Here is a 17,440-nt window from a genome sequence, read left to right as displayed (position 1 = left end):
TTCAGCCTGCGCCTATCCAGACGCAAAGAAAAATATACGCTGGTTTTTTTTACTTGCAAGGCCAGAAATCGGGGGCATGTATCGGCTGGGTTCTCGTGGCCGTTTGACTGGATGCGCGCTGAGCCTGCGTTATGAGGAGCTCAAATGGCCGATTGGTCAGCCGCCCAATATCTGAAATTCGAGGATGAGCGCACACGGCCGGCGCGCGATCTTGTTGCGCAGGTGCCGGTGGATTTCCCGCGCCGGGTGGTCGACATCGGCTGCGGCCCGGGTAATTCGACCGAGCTGCTGGTCGAGCGCTGGCCGGATGCTGATATCAGCGGCTTCGACACCTCTCCCGACATGATCGAGAAGGCGAAGGCGCGCCTGCCCAGCGTCAATTTCGACCTCGCCGATGCCTCGACATGGCGACCGGCCGAGCCGGTCAACGTCATCTTCGCCAACGCGGTATTCCAGTGGCTGCCCACCCACCCGGTAGTGTTTCAGCGGCTGATGGGCTTTCTCGCCCCCGGTGGCGCGCTCGCCGTCCAGATGCCCGACAATATGCTTGAGCCGTCGCATCAGGTGATGCGCGAGACGGCCGCCGAAATGCCGTTCGCCGCCAAGATGGCAGGTGCTGCGCGCGGACCGCTGCCGGCGGTGTCGTTCTATTATGATCTCTTGTCGCCGCTCTCCGACCGGGTGGATATCTGGCATACGGCCTACAATCATCCGCTGACCGACGCCGAGGCGATCGTCGAATGGGTGAAGTCGACGGGGCTGAAGCCTTTCCTCGATCCGCTGGACGCCGACGAGCGCAAGATCTTCCTCGACAGCTACACGGCCAAAATTGCCAAGGCCTATCCGAAGACCGCAAACGGCAAGGTGCTGCTGCGCTTCCCGCGCATTTTCATCGTCGCCAAGCGGGCCGGCTAGCACTCCCGATGACATCCGGCCACAGCCTATGGTTTAAGCCGGCGTAAACCGGTGGGGTGAGAAAAGTGTTGTGTCGCGCCCCCTGGTCGTTCACATGAGAACGACAACGCCTGCGCATGGACGGACTGGATATGCATCGCGTCATCATCAGCGGCATCGGCGTTGAAATCCCTGAAGCCAAGATCACCAATGAAGAACTGGTCGCCAGTTTCAACGCTTGGGTCGACACGGAGAATGCGCGCCGGCAAGGCACGGATGAGACGCTGCTGCAGAAATCCGACAGCGCCTTCATCGTCCATGCCTCAGGCGTCCAGACCCGGCATGTCATCGAGCGCGAAGGCATTCTCGATCCGACCCGCATGGCGCCGCGCATTCCGGCGCGGCCCGATGATGCGCTGTCGCTGCAGGCCGAGTTTGGAGTGGCCGCGGCCCGGAAGGCGCTCGACCATGCCGGCCTGAAGCCGTCCGACATCGACCTGGTGATCTGCTCGGCCTCGCACCAGCAACGGCCCTATCCGGCGATCGCTATCGAAATGCAGGAGGCGCTGGGCACCAAGGGCGCCGGCTTCGACATGGGGCTTGGTTGTTCATCGGCCGCGGCCGCCTTGCACATTGCGGCCAATCTCGTGCGGGCGGGTGCGCACAAGCGCGTGCTGGTGGTCACGCCGGAGATCATCACCGGCCATCTCAATTTCCGCGACCGGCAGACGCATTTCATCTTCGGCGATGCATCGGTGGCGATGGTGGTCGAGGGGCTGGGCGAGGGCGAGAGGCGGCCGGGGCGTTTCGAGGTGCTGGACACGCGCACCTGGACGCAGATGTCGAACAATATCCGCACCAATCTGGGCTATCACACCCGCACCGCCCAGGACGATCCTTACATGATCAACCTCGAAGGCAATCTGATCAAACAGGTCGGCAACAAGGTGTTCAAGGAAGTCACCGTCGCCGGCCACAAATTCATTGTCGAATTCCTCGCCGAGCACGGGCTGACGCCGCAAGCCATCAGGCGATTCTGGCTGCATCAGGCCAATGCGCGAATGAACGCCATGATCCTGAAACTGGCCTTCGGCCACGAGGTCGACCATGACCGCGCGCCGATGGTGCTGGAGCGGCTCGGCAACACCGCCGGCGCTGGCGCCATCATCGCGCTGTCGGAAAACCACGCCGACATGAAGCCCGGCGATTTCGGCGTGCTGTGCGCCTTCGGCGCCGGCTATTCGATCGGCGGCGCGCTTTTGCGGATGCTGTAATCAGGCCGGCATGAACGGCACCAGCATCGGTACGCTGCGGGCATAATCGTCATAGGCGTTGCCGAGTTCTCCGCGCAGAAAGCGTTCCTCCAGCCTTGCCTTCATGACGATGCCGATGGTGAGAAGAATCGCGCCGGCGATGCCCCAGACCGTGCCTTTGGCCGCCATTGTGGCAAGCATCGCCAGAAGCAGTCCGGTATAGATCGGGTGGCGGACCATTCTGTAGGGACCGGTGTCGACGACACGGTGCTCGGCCTTGGCCGTCACCGAAGCCGACCAGAGACGGCCGAGATGCAACCGCGCCCACCAGGCGAACAACAGGCCAACGGCAACAAGCCCTGCGCAGATCCACGCTTCGGCAAGGGTCGGAAACCAGAATCGCAGCCGGCCGGCATAGCCATGCGCGGGAATGAACAGCAGCACCGCGCCGATCAACCACAAAGCGCGATAGCGAAGCTCCTCCTGGATGCCGGCACGCTTTTACGCCGGGTCGGCCCAGAAGGCGGCTAGAAACCAGGACACGACCCAGATCAGCCAAAGCAGCGCGATTGCAGTCCCGGGACGCATGGAAACCTCCGCAGACTTGTCTCACCATGAGGCCGGTGCAGCACGGCGGCAATGCGGCGCAGTACGATAGGATATGCGATCCGCGGTAAGAAGATCGTGATCGGCTGCCATCAGCCCGCTTGATCGGATCATCATTGCTTTGGACTGGACCGGGCTCATGGCTATCGCTAATGCGACCTTGCACAAGGAGTAAGCCATGCTGGATCTTTTCCCTGAGGCTCCGATCGAGATCATTTCAGCGCGAAAACTCGTAGCCAGGGTGACGGCGCTCTACGCCGCACCGTCGAATCACTTCCAGACGCGCCCAGTGGAAGGATTGCAACTCGGTTTCGAAGGCATCGACGGCGACTTCCACGCCGGCGCCACCCGTCGTTCGGGCGGTCGCGAACCCTGGTATCCGCGCGGCACCGAAATCCGCAACGAGCGGCAGATATCAATCGTAGCAGCGGATGAACTCGCCGTCGTTGCCGAGCGGATGGGGCTGGCCGAGATCAAGCCGGAATGGATCGGCGCCAATCTGCTGATCGAAGGCGTGCCGCATCTCTCGATGCTACCGTCAGGCACGCTGCTGTTCTTTAGAGGTGGCGTGACGATCAAGGTCGATGCGCAGAACGGGCCTTGCCGGCTTGCTGGACGTTCGATCGCCGAAAACGCCGGGATGGCCGATCGGGAGGCCGGCGCGCTGGCCTTCCCGAAGGCGGCGAAACGGCTGCGCGGCCTCGTTGCCTGGGTCGAGAAACCGGGTCGTATGACAACAGGGGAAGAGATCTCGGTGCGCGTGCCCGAGCAGTGGATTTATCGATCCTAGTACCGGGCTAGGGCACGGGCTGCGCCGCCGGGGCGACGCAGCCGGATTTCAAGACGCGCTCAGGCCGCCTTGCGGTTCTTCTTGGCGCCCTGCGCCTCGACGGAAACGTGGTCCCACTTTTCCCACAGCGCGATGCGGTTGGCGTATTCCTGCTTGATCATCGGCAGGCCGCCATCGCCGAAGAAGACGCGCAGCGGCGGCTCGGCCGCGTCGACGATTTCAAGCATCGCCGGTCCGGTGGCCTCGGGGTCGCCGGCGACCGAGTTGGCGCGGCGTTCCGCCATCTTGGCGCGGGCCGGCGCGTAAGCCTCGATCGCTTTGGAGACCTTGGCCGAGGCGCCGGACCAATCGGTGGAGAAGCCGCCCGGTTCGACAAGCGTCACATGGATGCCGAATTCGGCGACCTCGATGCTGAGCGACTGGCTGAAGGCTTCGAGCGCCCATTTCGAGGCATGGTAAAGGCCGAGCGACGCAAAGGCGTTGACGCCGCCGATCGACGAGATCTGGATGATGTGGCCGGAGCCCTGCGCCCGCATGATCGGCAAAGCCGCCTGGGTGACCCAGAGCGCGCCGAACACATTGGTTTCGATCTGGTCGCGGGCTTCCTGTTCGCTGACTTCCTCGATGGCGCCGAAATGGCCATAGCCGGCATTGTTGATGACGACGTCGAGCCGGCCAAAGCGCTTGTGCGCCTCGGCGATGGCCGCATCGACAGCCTTCTTGTCGGTGACGTCGAGCTTGATCGCGGCGACATTATCGCCGTATTTCGCGACGAGGTCGGCGAGCGTGCCGGCATCGCGCGCGGTTGCGGCGACACGGTCGCCGCGAGCGAGTGCGGCCTCGGCCCAGACTCGGCCAAAGCCTTTCGACGATCCGGTGATGAACCAAACCTTGCTTGTCATGACGTGGAATCCTTGCCCATGCGGGCCGTGAACTGGAAGCGGAGGCTTCTCCGCTTCCGCGATATACGGTGCGTCGAGCGAATTTCCAGAGGCGAGGGGGAATCTTTTTGGTCACGACATCGTGTGGAGCAGGACCTTCGCCGGTCAGGGATAGCGCACCGGGCTCGACCAGGCCGGGTCGTCATGCTTTTGCCAGTAGAGCGCCATCAAGCGCTTTGTGATCCCGCCTATCTTGCCGTCGGCGACAGCAGCGCCGTCGATCACTGTCACCGGCATGATGCCGCCGGCGGTGGAAGTGATGAAGACTTCGTCGGCAGCCTTCAGCGCGGCAACGCTGACGTCGACGGCCGTGGTGGGAAGCGCTGCCTCGGCGCAGAGGTCGAAGACGGTGCGCCTGGTGATGCCGGGCAGCACGCCGACAGCGGGCGTCGACAGCCTGCCGTCCTTGACGCAGAACACGTTGAAGCCGGGGCCTTCGGCGACATTGCCGTTGAAGTCGAGAATCAATGCGGTTTCGGCCCCACGATCATAAGCGTCGTAGAGGCCGCGCACGAGGTCGAGCCAGTGGTAGTTCTTGATCGCCGGATCGATCGAGACCGGCGGAATGCGCACCTTGTCGCTAATGGCGACATGCAGGCCGCGCCGCAACTGCTCGGCATTGGCGACCGAGCCGAAGGGAACTGCGAAGGCCATGAAGCGGTTGACCGCCTGGCGCGGATCGCGGCTGAAGGTCGGCGAGGCGCCGCGCGTGCACAGCATTTCGACATAGGCGGCGCGATGGCCCGACAGCGCCACGCAATTGTGCAGAATCTCGGCCACGCCATCGCGGTCGGACGGGATCGTCATGCGCAGTTTTTGCAAGCCGGCGAAGAAGCGGTCGAGATGCAGGTCGAGTCGGAAGAAGCTCCCGTCCCAGACATGCACGGTGTCGTAGGTGGCGTCGGAATGCAGAAAGCCCCAATCCAGCACCGAGATTTTGGCCTGCGACATCGGCAGATACTGACCATCGAGAAAGGCGACGCCGTCGGGATAGGAATGCGGATCGATATGGCGATCCGACAAAGCCGGCAATGGCACGATGCTACCGGCTGCTGCGCTTCGGTTCATGGCGATTGGTCCCTTCGGCTTGATGCGGCAGAGTCAAGCTAGTGGTCCCCTGCAGGCGGCATAGGGCCACCCAACCATCGCTGTTTGTCCTAGGTAGCACATTCGATATGCCCTATGGTCCGGCCGGCCGGGAGGGGCAAAATGGGCAAATCTTTTCGGACCATCAGCTTTGCAATTTTCGTCGTCTTCGTCACTGGCGATGCCTTCGCGCAATGCGCTCGCGAGGGCGAGGCGCTGTGCCAGAACGGCCAGACCTATCGTTGCGAGAAGACGGGCAGCGAACTGACGCCGATCTTTCAGAACGTGCCTTGCGTGGTCAACGCGACGGGGCTCAACGGGATCTGGACCGGCAGCGGCCATCAAAGTCCGGCCGGGGCTGCCGGCGCCGATTGGGCGATCGCCATGACCATCGGCGATGGCGCCGCGTCGATCGACTATCCGTCGCTCGGCTGCGGCGGACCGTTGACCCAGATTTCTCGCGACGACAGTTCGGCGGAATACCGGGAAAGCATCAGCTACGGCCAGGACAAGTGCATCGACGGTGGCGGCATCACCGTCCGGTTCTTCAAAGGGAACCTGTCCTGGACCTGGGTTGGGCAGGCGGACGGCCAGCCCTACAATGCGGTTGCCGTATTGAAGCGACGGTAGCTGAAATTATTCCTCTTCGTCCTCTGCATCGAGCAGGCGCGTGGCGCGCCAACGGGTCAGCACCATGTTTGTTTGCTCGATGACGAAGAACCGCGCCGAGTCGCGGTCATAGCCCTCGGCCAGCAGCTTTTCATAGTCGGTATGGCCGTGCCTGATATGGGCGATCGTCGCCAGCCAGACCGCGATGCCCGGCGGCAGCGTCTTCATGTGCACGGCGCCGGCCTCGGTGCGGATTTTCTCCATATCGGCATAGGGCGCCAGGGGCAGCAGTGCGGTCAGCGCCTTGGCGATGGCGCGGCGGCGGCCGGTGGGCGCGCTCATTTTTCGTCACGCCCGGCAATGGTCGCCTCGGGAAAGGCGTCGGTCGAGGCGAAATAGGGCTTGATGTCGATCACCGGGGTGCCGTCGAGCACATCGATGGCGTCGATGGCGATGCGGCCGTGGTCGATGTCGACGGCGATCAGCCTGGCGATATGCAGCCCGACTGGGTTCGGCCGGGCAGGGGAGCGCAGCGAGAAAACGCCTTTCGGCTCAGCCGCATGGCGGGGTCTCTGGACAATCAGTGCCCGCGGCGCGTGATGCAGCCAGGACAGGATGACGATGTGGCTGGCCCGCTCCAGCGCAAGCAGGCCGTCGCGATAGGCAGGGTCGATGAGAACCGTGGTCGCCTGTCCGGCCTCGCGCGCCGCGCGCATGTTCTTTGGGCAGGTTTGCCTGGATGTCCATGGCGAGGCGATGCGGCCGATGAACACGATATGGCCATCCGCCGGCATGTCAGCCGGGTCAGTCTGCAGGAGCTTTTCGCCGTCGCGCTTCTCGAACATGGCTTTCGCCCTAGCACAAGTTTCCAGCCGATCGTCAGGGAAAAGCGGTTCTCTCAGGCGGGGATCATGTGTGCGGCATTTTCTTGTCAGGAAGCGACATAGGCCTTGCCATGTCGTCAAAGCTGACATAAACATATGTTTATATCTTTTTCAACGAGAACGCGCCGATGCATGTTTCGCTCGATACGATGGTTGATACGTTGAAGGCTGCGGCCGAATCGAGCCGGCTCCGCATCCTGGCGCTGCTGTCGCGCGGCGATCTCACCGTGTCCGACCTCACCGAGATCCTCAGCCAGTCGCAACCGCGGGTGTCGCGGCATTTGAAGCTGCTGCTGGAGGCCGGGTTGATCGGCCGCTACCAGGAGGGCTCCTGGGCCTTCTTCCGGCTGTCGGATACGGATTCCGCGCGCGACTTCGTGCTGCGGCTGGTCTCCGGCATTCATGGCGCCGATCCGCAGGTCGAGCGCGATCTCGAGCGGTTGGCATCGGTCAAGCGCAAGCGGCAGGACCGTGCCGCCGAGTATTTCTCCGAGAACGCCGCCAGCTGGGATCACATCCGCTCGCTGCATGTGCCGGACCGCGCCGTGGAAGCCGCACTCCTCAAGCTGGTCGGCAAGCGGCCATTCCAGTCGATGCTAGACCTCGGCACCGGTACCGGGCGGCTGCTGGAGATATTTTCGCCGCTCTACCGGCGCGGCGTCGGCATCGACATGTCGCGCGAAATGCTGACGGTGGCGCGGGCCAATCTCGACAAGGCAGGCATCGCCAATGCGCAGGTCCGCCAAGGCGACATTTTCGCGCCGCCGGTCGAGCGCGACGCCTTCGACCTCGTCACCATCCATCAGGTGCTGCACTATCTGGACGATCCGGCACGCGCCATTCGCGAGGCGGCGCGGCTGCTGCGCCCGGCGGGCCGGCTGGTGATCGTCGACTTCGCGCCGCATGCGCTGGAGTTCCTGCGCGACCAGCACGCGCATGTCAGGCTGGGCTTTTCCGACCGGCAGATCTCCGAATGGTTTGCCGAGGCCGGGCTCGATCTCGAGGATGCCCAGGAATTCGAGCCGCGCGGCGGCAACGAAGCCAGGCTGACCGTCAAGCTGTGGCTCGGCCGGGACCGCCGCATGCTGATGGCCGAGCCTTCAAATGACACCCAACCCACCAAAGCGTACCCTATGGGGGAAATCGCCTGATGAACCAGTTCCGCTTTTCCCGCCGTCCCGACATTGGCGACAAGGTCCGCGTCTCCTTCGAGTTCTTCCCGCCGAAGACCGATGAGATGGAAGCCAGGCTCTGGGACACCGTCACCAGGCTGGAGCCGCTGAGGCCGAGATTCGTCTCGGTGACCTATGGCGCCGGCGGTTCGACGCGTGAGCGCACGGCCCGCACGGTCAAGCGCATCCTGAACGAGACGACGCTGACGCCGGCGGCGCACATGACCTGCGTCGACGCTGCCCGCCATGAGGTCGACGCCGTCGTCCGCGAATTCGCCGATATGGGCGTGAAGCGCTTCGTCGCCTTGCGTGGCGATCCGGCGGCCGGCGTCGGCACCGCCTACCGGCCGCATCCCGATGGCTATGCCAATGGCGCCGAACTTGTCGGAGCGCTGAAGGACGCCGGCGATTTCGACATCTCGGTCTCGGCCTATCCCGAAAAGCATCCGGAAAGTCCGGACTTTGCCACCGATTTCGATATGCTGAAGCGCAAGGCCGACAATGGCGCGACGCGGGCGATCACCCAGTTCTTCTTCGACAACGATCTCTACGAGCGTTATGTCGAGAAGGCGCGCCGTGCCGGCATCTACATCCCGATCGTGCCTGGCATCCTGCCGGTGCACAATTTCACCCAGGTCGCCAATTTCTCGGCGCGCTGCGGCGCGCTGGTGCCGGCATGGCTGGCCGAGCGTTTCGAAGGGCTGCACAACGATCCGCAGACGCATGCGCTCGTGGCGTCTGCCGTGGCGGCCGAGCAGGTGCTCGATCTCGTCGAGCGCGGCGTCAGCGACTTCCATTTCTACACCATGAACCGGGCCGACCTGGTGTTTGCCATTTGCCATATGATCGGCATCCGCTCCCACGAAACAGAGGCAGCTGGATCCGCCGCCGCCTGAGCTTCATCGTGGTATGAAATCTGAAATGCAAAAGGCCGGGCGAAACACCCGGCCTTTCGAATTTGTGGGCTATTGCTGCTGTTCTTCCGCTCCGGCGGTTACGGAAGAACACCTATGATAAGGGCGCCAATGAAGGCAAATGCAGCACAGATCATCAATGCGTTGATTGGCCTCGTAAGTCCCATGTCATAGTCTCCTCTTCAAGAGCTATGGGTGGAGTCTAGGGGCATTTGTGCCACAGGCAAGCGGAAAATATGCTGCAATGCGACGCGATTGTGGAATTTGCGACCTGCCACCTGGCGTTAGGCATTGAAACTCTTCGGCAAAACCCGCTGGTAGCCTGTGAATAAATTGTGACGTGGCTGTGACGAAAGCGAGGCATGGCAGCGCTACCAGACCTAAAGCGCGTCGTTGTTCCAAAACCGCTGCGCACTTTTGGTCGACGGGCATTAGCGCCGACCAAACAACCGCCCGTCGATCGTCACCAGGCCAAGCGCGATCAGTGCCATGCCGCAGAACTCGAACAGAGCGAGCCGCTCGCCGAGGAACAGGAGGCCGAGCAGGATGGCGCTGGCCGGGACGATGAGCGTGACCAGCGAGGCGTTGGTGGCGCCGGCCGAGGCGACGAGGTTGAAATAGAGGATGTAGGCGAAGGCGGTGGAGAGCAGCGCCAGCGCCAGCACCGCCGTCCAGACCGGCGGCGAGGCCGAGAACAGGCCGGCCGGGCCATAGGTGAGCAGCACCACCGGGATCATGATGATGGTCGACGCCGTCAATTGTCCGGTGGCGATGACCGGCGAGGGCACGCCCTTGAAGCGGCGGGCAATCATCAGCGCGACGGCGTAAGACAGCGAGGCGCCGATCAGCGCGAATTTCGCCCAGACCGGGCCGCCGAGCCCGGCCAGCAGGCCGGGGCCGATCATGACAGCGGTGCCGGCGATGCCGAGCCCGATGCCGGCAAGCTTGTTCCAGGAGAGCTTTTCGTCCGCTGTCAGCGCGTTGGCGAGGATCAGCGTCCAGAACGGCGTCGTCGCGTTGAGCACCGAGGCGACGCCGGCGCCAAGCGCGGTCTGGCCGGCAAAGATCAGCGAGAACGGGACGACATTGTTGGCGAGCGCCAAAAGGAAAAACAGGCCGGCATGCGGGAAGGCGAGGCGGAAGGACGGACCGCGAATGCCGAGATAGAGCTGCAGTGCAATGGCCGCAATGGCAACGCGAAACAGCACCAGCACCAGCGGGTGCATTTCGGCAACGGCGATGCGGGCAAAGAAGAACGAGCCGCCCCAGATGGCGCCGAGCAGCAGAAGCTGTCCCCAGTCCCTCAGCGTCATCGGTCCGCGCTGCACGGCTGTCGTGGCTATTGCCATCGTGAACGTCCTCCCCGCGGCATCAATGCCAGCCACTCAGGCAGAAGGCATATCGGGTCCGGCGACAAGAGCCACCCGAAACCTGATTGCTGACAACAGTGCTGCCAGGAGGATGCGCCGCTGGGTCAGTGCCCGCCAGACACAGAATTGTTTTCTTTGGCCGCTAGCTTGGATTAATTGTGCGCAGCCGAGAAGTCAGGGGATTCGTCCATGCAGCGATTCGAGAATGCCCGCGAGGCGGCGCTGGCGCTTCGGCCGGACGATCCGGTCTACTGCTTTCGCCCGCAGGTGCTGAAGGCGGATGCCAAACAGTTCATGGGCATGTTTCCCGGCAAGACCGCCTACGCAGTCAAGACCAATGGCGAGCAGATCGTGCTGAAGGCGCTGGTCGAAGCCGGCGTCACCGCCTTCGATGTGGCCTCGCCCGGCGAGTTCGCCGCAGTGCGCGCCGTCTCACCCGACGCCGAGATGCTCTACATGCATCCGGTCAAGGCGCAGTCGGACATCAAGCTTGCGCTGGAAAAATACGCCATCCGGGTCATTTCGCTCGACCATGAGGACGAGATCACCAAGCTGACGCGGGTGGTGCGGGCGCTTGACATCGATCCGGGCTCCATCAGCGTGTTCGTGCGCATCCAGACCAAGGGTTCGGCGGCCTATGAACTGTCGAAGAAATTCGGCGCCGGGCCGGCCTATGCTGTGGAACTCGCCGAGCGACTCAACCGCACCGGCTACAAGGTCGGCCTGTGCTTTCATGTCGGCAGCCAGATCGAGGATCCCGACACCTATGAACGGGCGCTGGCCTCCGCCGATTGGGTGCGCAACCGGCTGACCTTCGACATTGCGGGCCTCGATGTCGGCGGCGGCTTTCCCGCCGAGTACGGCCATGACCCCAATCGCAAGCAGATCGAGATGCCGTCGCTCGGCCAGATCATGTCGCGGCTGTCGGGCGACCTGAGGGAATACCAGTTCGACCAGATCCCGTTGGTGGCCGAGCCCGGCCGGGTGATCGTGGCGCGCTGCCTGTCGCTGATCGTGCGGGTGCTGCTGCGCAAGGGCAAGCGGCTCTACATCAATGACGGCATCTGGGCGTCGCTGTCGGATTCTTGGACCGGCAAGATCACACTGCCGGCCCGCTTCATCCCCGATCCGGCGATCCGCTCGCGCAATGGCGAGGAGAAGAACATCGTGCCGTTCAAGGTCTGCGGCGCGACCTGCGATTCCGTCGACATCCTGTCGCGGCCGTTCTGGCTGCCGGAAACCGTCGACACCGGCGACTGGATCGAGATCGGCCATATCGGCGCCTATTCGCTGTCGCTAAGAACCCGCTTCAACGGCTTTTATCCCGATACCTTCGTCGAGGTGACGACGCCGTTTGACGAAGGCGATGCGCCGCAGGGATTCGCCAGCCTGGAGACGATGGCGGACTAAGCGACCCCGCCACCGGCCTGGATATTCTCGCCGGTCAGCCAGCGGGCCTCGTCGCTGGCCAGGAAGACCGCGACATCGGCAACGTCGCGGGGCGCGCCGATCCTGCCAAATGGAGACATGCCGGCCGCCACGGCGCGATCGCGCTCGGGAAGCAGGTCCGTGTCGGTGAAGCCAGGCGACAGCGCATTCACGGTGATGCCGCGCGGTCCGAGTTCACGCGAGAGCACACGGACGAATTGTTCGACGGCGCCCTTGCTGCCGAGATAGAGCGCCGTTTGCGTGAAGAACATCTTGGTGCCGCCGGTGGAGACCGCGATGATGCGGCCGCCGTTTCGCACACGGCGCGCTGCTTCCTGAAGCACGAAGAACGTGCCCTTGGCATTGGTGCCGAAGACATGGTCGAAATCGGCTTCGGTTGCCTCGGTCAGAGGCTTGATGACGGCGACGCCGACATTGGCAACCACGATGTCGATCGCGCCGAACTCACTCTCAGCCTCGTCAAACAGGCGATGAATATCCGAGACGCTTGATATGTCGGCCTGGACGGCGATCGCCTTTCCTCCCTTGCCGGCGATGGCGGCCACGACCTCGTCAGCGGCTTCGTGGTTGCCGACATAGTTGACGACGACGGCAGCGCCCTTGGAGGCGAGGCCTTCGGCGATGGCTCGCCCAATGCCGCGCGAACTGCCGGTGACGAGTGCGGTTTTGCCTTGCAAGGACTTGGGCATGATACGTCCTTCAATCATTCAGGCCCGTGCCGGATTCATCCGACGGGTCCGCTAGTCGAGAAATAGGGCCATGCAACTGATCAGATAATGGCCTATTATCTGACTAGCTTGTTAATCTAGGGATACACAATGCGCGGTTCTGAATTCGCCGAGCTCAAGGCATTTGCCGCAATCGTGGAAGAGCGTAGTTTCGTCCGCGCCGCCGCCCGGCTGCGTGTTTCCCCGCCGGCGCTCAGCCAGTCGATCCGGCAACTGGAGGCTCGCATCGGCGTCAGGTTGCTGAATCGCACGACGCGTAGTGTTTCACCCACTGGTGCCGGCGAGACGCTGTTTGCGCGCCTTGCCGTTGCGTTCGAAGAGCTAGAGGGCGCCGTAGCGGACATTCATGCCGCGCGTGATCGGCCGGCGGGTTCGCTACGAATAAACGTGCCGCGTGTTGCCGCGGTGCGGTTCATCGGCCCGATCCTTGGCGACTTCCAACGCGCCTATCCTGATATAGCGCTGACCGTCATCGTCGACGATACGCTGACCGACATTGTTCGAGGACGGTTCGATGCCGGAATCAGGCTTGGCGAGCGGCTGGAGAAGGACATGGTGGCAGTGAAACTGAGCGGGGATTTGCAGATGGCGGCGGTGGCCGCTCCCGTCTATCTCGAAAATCGGGCCATACCGCGCCATCCGCAGGAGTTGCATCAGCACCAATGCATAAAATTCCAGTGGCCTGGTGGCGGCAACCTCTATCGATGGGAGTTCGCGCGCGGCAAACGGTCTCTGGAAATCGCCGTCGAGGGCAGCCTGACTGTCAACGACACCGAGCTGATGCTGAACGCGGCGCTGGGTGGAGCAGGCGTTGCCTACATGATCGACTATCAGGTCCAGTCCTGGATCGATGCGGGCAGGCTGATGAGATTTCTAGAGCCCTGGTCGCCCAGCTTTCCAGGCTTCTTCCTGTATCACCCGAGTCCGAGGCACGTCCCCCCGGCTTTGCGGGCATTTATCGACTTCGTCCGGGCAAGGAGTAGGGAATAAGGAACCCAGCTTGGGCAGATTCTACTCACAGTTTCCCCAAAAGCTCCGGCGTCGGCCAGCCGTCTACCGGCATGCCGAGCCGCATCTGTTCCTTGCGGATGGCTTCGCGGGTGTTGGTGCCCAGAATGCCGTCGACGGTGCCGACGTCATAGCCCCTGGCTTCGAGCTTGGTCTGCAATTCCTTCATCTGGTCGCCATTGAGCCCGGTTTCGGGATTGCGCGGGTCGAACTGCTTTGCCCCGGCCAGCCGGCTGGCGAAGTTGGCGGCGGTCAGCGCGTAGGTGAAGGACTGGTTCCATTCGAGATAGACGTCGAAATTGTCGTAGGCGAGGAAGGCCGGACCTTTGCGGCCCATCGGCAGCGCCAGGCCGGCCTTCAGGCCATTGTCGATCAGCGGCGTGCCATCGGGATTGGTGACGCCCCAGGCGGCCCATTGCGACAGCGGCAACTTGTTGGTGCGGCCGGTCTGCTCCCAGGGCATGTCCTCGGGCACGCGCACTTCCTCGATCCAGGGCTGGTCGCGTTTCCAGCCGCGCGACAGCACCTTGTTGGCCGTGGTCATGATCACGTCGGGTACGCTGCGCCTGAGGTCGACGATGCCGTCGCCGTCGCCGTCGACTCCGCGCGCGAGATAATCGGAAGGCAGGATCTGCGTCTGGCCGATCTCGCCGGCCCAGGCGCCGGTGACGTCGGCCGGAACGACGCCGCGATCGATCAGCGTCAACAGCGGCACCAGTTGCGGCCGAAACAGCTGCGGCCGGCGGCAGTCATGCGACAGCGTCACCAAGGCGCTCAGCGTGTGGAAATCGCCCTGTACGGCGCCGAAATCGGTCTCCAGCCCCCAGAAGGCGGTGATGATCGGCGCCTGGACACCGAACTGCTGGTCGGCGCGCGCAAAGATTTCGGCGTATTTCTTCAGGTTGGCCGCGCCCTGCTTCAGCCGGTAGGCCGAGATCATGCGGTTGGAGAACTGGATGAAGGTCTGGGCGAAGACGCCCTGGGCGCGGTCACGCGCCAGCACCTTGTCGTCGATGGTGGCGGCTTCCAGCGCGTCAAGGCCGACAGCGCCGACACCGGCTGCCTTGGCTTCCGCCGCCACGCCTTGCTTCCAGGTTTCGAAGTCGCCGCCGCATTCCTGCGCCGCCGCCGGCACGACCGCGGCGCCGAGCAGCAGGGCCGCGAGCAGCCCGGAGCGCAGGCGGCTCTTCGACTGTTTCCGGCGTGGATATCCCAGTGGTTGCAGGTAGGTGCGCATGGGACGTCGAAAAGCAGGCGGCAGAGCCGGTGTCAACGGGTGTTCTGCCGCAGCCACTTTTTCCAGGCTGCCTCAGTGCCGTTGAAGACGTTGATATCGGACTTGCCGGTCATGCCGGGAACGATACCGGTTCCGGTGTATTGCCAGAAGGTGAAAGGGTGGCTGCCGTACTTCTGGCGGGGGTGGCCGGCCACCGAGCGCAGCCAGTAGGGATAGCCGCGGAAGGTCGAAAGGTCGTTATCGTCGAAGAAGTCGACCGAGGTGTAGATGATCGGCTTCTTGCCATAGTGCCGCTCGATCATCTCGAGAAAGGTGGTCATTTCGGCCCGCACCGTCGCCGAATCCGGGCGCAGCCGGCAGGTCGGCGATTGCGGGTTCCACTCCATGTCGAGCACCGGCGGCATGGCCGAGCGGTCGACGGGCACGTTCTGGATGAACCAGCGCGCCTGGGTGGCGGCCGGCGTGCAGAAATAGAAGAAATGGTAGGCCGCGCGCGGAATGCCATTGGCCTTGGTGCGCGACCAATGCTCGTTGAAATACTCGTCGAAACGGTCGCCGCCCTCGGTCGCCTTGATGAAGGCGAAGGAGATGCCGCTGGCCTTGGCCGTCGGCCAGTCGACCGAGGTCTGGTATTTGGAGACGTCGGTGCCGTGAACGGCATAGTTCCAGGGCGCGCCGCTATCCCATTCATGCGGCTTGGAGTCTTCGAAACGCGGTGCGCGCACGGCAACCGTCGGGCTGCTGGATGGCGACATCGAGGGCACGAGATCGCTGGCGGTCGAGCAGGCGGCCAGCAGCGTCAACGTGATGAGGGCCGCAAAACGGCGCATCGCATTTCCCGAGCCGGAATCAGCCGGTCGCTGTTGGGTTGTCGTTGCAAGTGCCCCTCAGGCGATCGCCCCACAGCATCGCCTGATACGCTATTTTCGTGCATGTCGTTGTCCCAAAACCGCTGCGCACTTTTGGGCGACATGCATCAGTGATCGCCGATCATGGTTGATAACAGGTTGACGGCGCTCGACAAGAACACCGATTGTGCGGAAGCAATGGCGGCAAATCGATGACATAAATCGGGCCGCAAGCCACGGCCAGCGGAAAAGCAGGGACGGAAAGATGCGGATCGCCGTGAAGATCATCAAATGGCTGCTCGGCCTGGTCGTGTTGGCCATAGCCGCCCTGTTTACCTGGCTCTACATCGCGCCGCCCGACCTGATCCGGGTCGGTTCCGGTTATTCCGCCAAGATTGTCTGCTCCAATGTTTTTATCGCCGGCCGTGATCCCAATGAGGTGCTTGCCATCGACGTGCAGGCGCCTGGCCATCCGCTTCTCAGGCTGATGAAGGTGTCGGTCGACAAGAACAGGGGGACCGTCTCGGCCGGGCTGCTTGGCTTCCTCGGCAAGAGCGTTGCCGTTGCGCGCGCCGGCCTGGGTTGCGCGTCGGTTCCCGATGGCGACGTCGGCAAGGCACGGCGCACGTCAATCCCTGCCGAGGCGTCGGCGGCCACCAAGGGCGATCTGTGGCCCGAGGGAGATCGAGTCGACGCCTCGCAAAATCCCGAAATAAACAAGATCCTGGACGGTGCGGCAATGACCGGCATCGGCATGCGCGCCGTGGTGGTGGTCAAAAACGGCCGCATTGTTGCCGAGCGTTATGGCGACGGCTTTTCGGCGAAAACGCCGCTGCTGGGCTGGTCGATGACCAAGACGGTCAACGCCGCGCTCGTCGGCACGCTGGTCAAGGACGGCAAGATGGCGGTGACCAATCAGGGTCTGTTCGGCTCATGGAAGGCGGACGGCCGCGCCGCCATCAGCCTTGCCGATATGATGGCGATGTCGAGCGGGCTCGAGTTCAACGAGGATTATGGCGACGTCGCCGATGTGACGCGCATGCTCTACCTCGAACCCGATATGGCGGGCTTCGCCGAGGCCAAGCCGCTGACCGGCGACGTCGGCAAGGTCTTTTCCTATTCGAGCGGCACGGCGGTGATGCTGTCGCGGCTGTGGCAGGATGCTATCGGCGACAAGGACAAGGCGCTGATGTGGCCAAGGACAGCGCTGTTCGGGCCGCTCGGCATGCAAAGCGCGGTGCTCGAAACCGACGAGGAGGGTACCTTTGTCGGCTCATCCTACCTCTATGCCACGGGGCATGACTGGGCGCGGTTCGGCCAATTCCTGCTGCAGGGCGGCGTCTGGAACGGCAACCAGATCCTGCCGGCCGGTTTCGTCGACTGGATGCGCGAACCGGCACCGGCCTCGAAAGTCTACGGCAAGGGGCAACTTTGGATCGAAGCCCCGGGGGACGAAGGAAATCCCGGCGCCGGCGTCGCCGCCGGCCTGCCCAACGATACCTACTGGATGGAGGGCCATGACGGCCAGACGGTCGCCATCATCCCGTCGGAGCAATTGGTGGTGGTGCGGCTGGGGTTGACGCCGGCCAAGCTCGGCTACCGGCCGCAGGTGATGGTCGGCGCGCTGATGAAGGCACTGCGCTAGCTCCCT

The 17,440-nt window shown here is 63.3% G+C and carries 18 protein-coding genes; 9 read left to right on the top strand and 9 right to left on the bottom strand.

Features of this window, described 5'->3' with window-relative positions; all coding sequences use genetic code 11:
* Positions 1-144: 144 nt before the first annotated feature.
* Positions 145-915 carry a trans-aconitate 2-methyltransferase gene (gene tam, locus NKJ64_RS25735; protein WP_352463554.1) on the top strand — a complete coding sequence of 257 codons (771 nt, stop codon included), beginning with the start codon at positions 145-147 and terminating at the stop codon, positions 913-915.
* Between the two features lie 131 nt (positions 916-1,046).
* The gene (locus NKJ64_RS25730) at positions 1,047-2,168 is read left to right on the top strand and encodes a beta-ketoacyl-ACP synthase III (protein ID WP_023668239.1); all 1,122 of its coding nucleotides are present in this window, start codon (positions 1,047-1,049) and stop codon (positions 2,166-2,168) included.
* Here NKJ64_RS25730 and NKJ64_RS25725 read toward each other — a convergent pair whose 3' ends face one another.
* Positions 2,169-2,609 carry a methyltransferase family protein gene (locus NKJ64_RS25725; protein WP_352463553.1) on the bottom strand — a complete coding sequence of 147 codons (441 nt, stop codon included), beginning with the start codon at positions 2,607-2,609 and terminating at the stop codon, positions 2,169-2,171.
* Positions 2,610-2,931: 322 nt separating this feature from the next.
* Between NKJ64_RS25725 and NKJ64_RS25720 the strand changes: the two genes are divergently transcribed.
* Positions 2,932-3,543 (top strand): MOSC domain-containing protein, encoded by a 612-nt coding sequence (locus tag NKJ64_RS25720; protein WP_023753543.1) that lies wholly within the window; start codon positions 2,932-2,934, stop codon positions 3,541-3,543.
* Between the two features lie 59 nt (positions 3,544-3,602).
* Here NKJ64_RS25720 and NKJ64_RS25715 read toward each other — a convergent pair whose 3' ends face one another.
* Positions 3,603-4,445 carry an SDR family oxidoreductase gene (locus tag NKJ64_RS25715; protein ID WP_023690853.1) on the bottom strand — a complete coding sequence of 281 codons (843 nt, stop codon included), beginning with the start codon at positions 4,443-4,445 and terminating at the stop codon, positions 3,603-3,605.
* A gap of 144 nt (positions 4,446-4,589) precedes the next feature.
* Positions 4,590-5,552, bottom strand: a complete 963-nt coding sequence (locus NKJ64_RS25710) for a D-amino acid aminotransferase (protein WP_352463552.1) — start codon at positions 5,550-5,552, stop codon at positions 4,590-4,592.
* A 141-nt stretch (positions 5,553-5,693) separates the two neighbouring features.
* Here NKJ64_RS25710 and NKJ64_RS25705 point away from each other — a divergent pair, with 141 nt between their 5' ends.
* Entirely contained in the window at positions 5,694-6,200 is a 507-nt protein-coding gene (locus NKJ64_RS25705) for a hypothetical protein (protein WP_023733083.1), read from the top strand.
* Positions 6,201-6,206: 6 nt separating this feature from the next.
* Here the strand turns inward: NKJ64_RS25705 and NKJ64_RS25700 are convergent, their stop codons facing one another.
* Together NKJ64_RS25700 and tsaA are read right to left on the bottom strand one after the other, a co-directional pair.
* Positions 6,207-6,521 (bottom strand): DUF2293 domain-containing protein, encoded by a 315-nt coding sequence (locus NKJ64_RS25700; protein WP_023668245.1) that lies wholly within the window; start codon positions 6,519-6,521, stop codon positions 6,207-6,209.
* Positions 6,518-7,024 carry a tRNA (N6-threonylcarbamoyladenosine(37)-N6)-methyltransferase TrmO gene (tsaA, locus tag NKJ64_RS25695; RefSeq protein ID WP_352463551.1) on the bottom strand — a complete coding sequence of 169 codons (507 nt, stop codon included), beginning with the start codon at positions 7,022-7,024 and terminating at the stop codon, positions 6,518-6,520. The genes NKJ64_RS25700 and tsaA overlap by 4 nt, the downstream gene beginning before the upstream one ends.
* 167 nt (positions 7,025-7,191) lie before the next feature.
* On the opposite strand from tsaA, the gene NKJ64_RS25690 reads away from it, so the two are divergent.
* Both NKJ64_RS25690 and metF read left to right on the top strand, forming a co-directional pair.
* Positions 7,192-8,214 (top strand): ArsR/SmtB family transcription factor, encoded by a 1,023-nt coding sequence (locus NKJ64_RS25690; protein ID WP_352463550.1) that lies wholly within the window; start codon positions 7,192-7,194, stop codon positions 8,212-8,214.
* Positions 8,214-9,131 (top strand): methylenetetrahydrofolate reductase [NAD(P)H], encoded by a 918-nt coding sequence (gene metF / locus NKJ64_RS25685; protein WP_023668248.1) that lies wholly within the window; start codon positions 8,214-8,216, stop codon positions 9,129-9,131. Before NKJ64_RS25690 ends, metF begins: the two co-directional genes overlap by 1 nt.
* 449 nt (positions 9,132-9,580) lie before the next feature.
* On the opposite strand, the gene NKJ64_RS25680 is transcribed toward metF, so the two are convergent.
* A complete protein-coding gene (locus tag NKJ64_RS25680) occupies positions 9,581-10,498 on the bottom strand; it encodes a DMT family transporter (RefSeq protein WP_023682155.1) in 918 nt (305 codons plus the stop codon).
* Positions 10,499-10,708: 210 nt separating this feature from the next.
* Between NKJ64_RS25680 and NKJ64_RS25675 the strand changes: the two genes are divergently transcribed.
* Positions 10,709-11,929: an alanine racemase gene (locus tag NKJ64_RS25675; protein WP_023668250.1), complete on the top strand. Its 1,221-nt coding sequence runs from the start codon at positions 10,709-10,711 to the stop codon at positions 11,927-11,929.
* Here the strand turns inward: NKJ64_RS25675 and NKJ64_RS25670 are convergent.
* A complete protein-coding gene (locus NKJ64_RS25670) occupies positions 11,926-12,657 on the bottom strand; it encodes an SDR family oxidoreductase (RefSeq protein WP_023690857.1) in 732 nt (243 codons plus the stop codon). The two genes, NKJ64_RS25675 and NKJ64_RS25670, sit on opposite strands and share 4 nt — an antisense overlap.
* Positions 12,658-12,786: 129 nt before the next feature.
* Here NKJ64_RS25670 and NKJ64_RS25665 point away from each other — a divergent pair, with 129 nt between their 5' ends.
* The gene (locus NKJ64_RS25665) at positions 12,787-13,686 is read left to right on the top strand and encodes a LysR family transcriptional regulator (RefSeq protein ID WP_023753542.1); all 900 of its coding nucleotides are present in this window, start codon (positions 12,787-12,789) and stop codon (positions 13,684-13,686) included.
* Between the two features lie 25 nt (positions 13,687-13,711).
* Here NKJ64_RS25665 and NKJ64_RS25660 read toward each other — a convergent pair whose 3' ends face one another.
* Both NKJ64_RS25660 and NKJ64_RS25655 read right to left on the bottom strand, forming a co-directional pair.
* Positions 13,712-14,941: a lytic murein transglycosylase gene (locus NKJ64_RS25660; protein ID WP_023753541.1), complete on the bottom strand. Its 1,230-nt coding sequence runs from the start codon at positions 14,939-14,941 to the stop codon at positions 13,712-13,714.
* 32 nt (positions 14,942-14,973) lie between these two features.
* Positions 14,974-15,771, bottom strand: a complete 798-nt coding sequence (locus NKJ64_RS25655; RefSeq protein WP_023753540.1) for a glycoside hydrolase family 25 protein — start codon at positions 15,769-15,771, stop codon at positions 14,974-14,976.
* Positions 15,772-16,054: 283 nt separating this feature from the next.
* Here NKJ64_RS25655 and NKJ64_RS25650 point away from each other — a divergent pair, with 283 nt between their 5' ends.
* Positions 16,055-17,434, top strand: coding sequence for a serine hydrolase domain-containing protein (locus NKJ64_RS25650; RefSeq protein WP_023753539.1), 1,380 nt, complete (start codon positions 16,055-16,057; stop codon positions 17,432-17,434).
* Positions 17,435-17,440 lie beyond the last annotated feature (6 nt).

Source organism: Mesorhizobium sp. M0062, from assembly GCF_040323125.1.
Taxonomy (GTDB): Bacteria; Pseudomonadota; Alphaproteobacteria; order Rhizobiales; family Rhizobiaceae; genus Mesorhizobium.
This window is presented reverse-complemented; position numbering and strand designations above follow the sequence as displayed.

Bases quoted from the DNA above. Each gene is read 5' to 3' on its own strand.
- NKJ64_RS25710 (WP_352463552.1), bottom strand. From the start codon at position 5,552: ATGAACCGAAGCGCAGCAGCCGGTAGCATCGTGCCATTGCCGGCTTTG.
- tam (WP_352463554.1), top strand. From the start codon at position 145: ATGGCCGATTGGTCAGCCGCCCAATATCTGAAATTCGAGGATGAGCGC.
- NKJ64_RS25670 (WP_023690857.1), bottom strand. From the start codon at position 12,657: ATGCCCAAGTCCTTGCAAGGCAAAACCGCACTCGTCACCGGCAGTTCG.
- NKJ64_RS25680 (WP_023682155.1), bottom strand. From the start codon at position 10,498: ATGGCAATAGCCACGACAGCCGTGCAGCGCGGACCGATGACGCTGAGG.
- NKJ64_RS25730 (WP_023668239.1), top strand. From the start codon at position 1,047: ATGCATCGCGTCATCATCAGCGGCATCGGCGTTGAAATCCCTGAAGCC.
- NKJ64_RS25715 (WP_023690853.1), bottom strand. From the start codon at position 4,445: ATGACAAGCAAGGTTTGGTTCATCACCGGATCGTCGAAAGGCTTTGGC.
- NKJ64_RS25665 (WP_023753542.1), top strand. From the start codon at position 12,787: ATGCGCGGTTCTGAATTCGCCGAGCTCAAGGCATTTGCCGCAATCGTG.
- NKJ64_RS25675 (WP_023668250.1), top strand. From the start codon at position 10,709: ATGCAGCGATTCGAGAATGCCCGCGAGGCGGCGCTGGCGCTTCGGCCG.
- metF (WP_023668248.1), top strand. From the start codon at position 8,214: ATGAACCAGTTCCGCTTTTCCCGCCGTCCCGACATTGGCGACAAGGTC.
- NKJ64_RS25705 (WP_023733083.1), top strand. From the start codon at position 5,694: ATGGGCAAATCTTTTCGGACCATCAGCTTTGCAATTTTCGTCGTCTTC.
- NKJ64_RS25700 (WP_023668245.1), bottom strand. From the start codon at position 6,521: ATGAGCGCGCCCACCGGCCGCCGCCGCGCCATCGCCAAGGCGCTGACC.
- NKJ64_RS25655 (WP_023753540.1), bottom strand. From the start codon at position 15,771: ATGCGCCGTTTTGCGGCCCTCATCACGTTGACGCTGCTGGCCGCCTGC.
- tsaA (WP_352463551.1), bottom strand. From the start codon at position 7,024: ATGTTCGAGAAGCGCGACGGCGAAAAGCTCCTGCAGACTGACCCGGCT.
- NKJ64_RS25660 (WP_023753541.1), bottom strand. From the start codon at position 14,941: ATGCGCACCTACCTGCAACCACTGGGATATCCACGCCGGAAACAGTCG.
- NKJ64_RS25650 (WP_023753539.1), top strand. From the start codon at position 16,055: ATGCGGATCGCCGTGAAGATCATCAAATGGCTGCTCGGCCTGGTCGTG.
- NKJ64_RS25690 (WP_352463550.1), top strand. From the start codon at position 7,192: ATGCATGTTTCGCTCGATACGATGGTTGATACGTTGAAGGCTGCGGCC.
- NKJ64_RS25720 (WP_023753543.1), top strand. From the start codon at position 2,932: ATGCTGGATCTTTTCCCTGAGGCTCCGATCGAGATCATTTCAGCGCGA.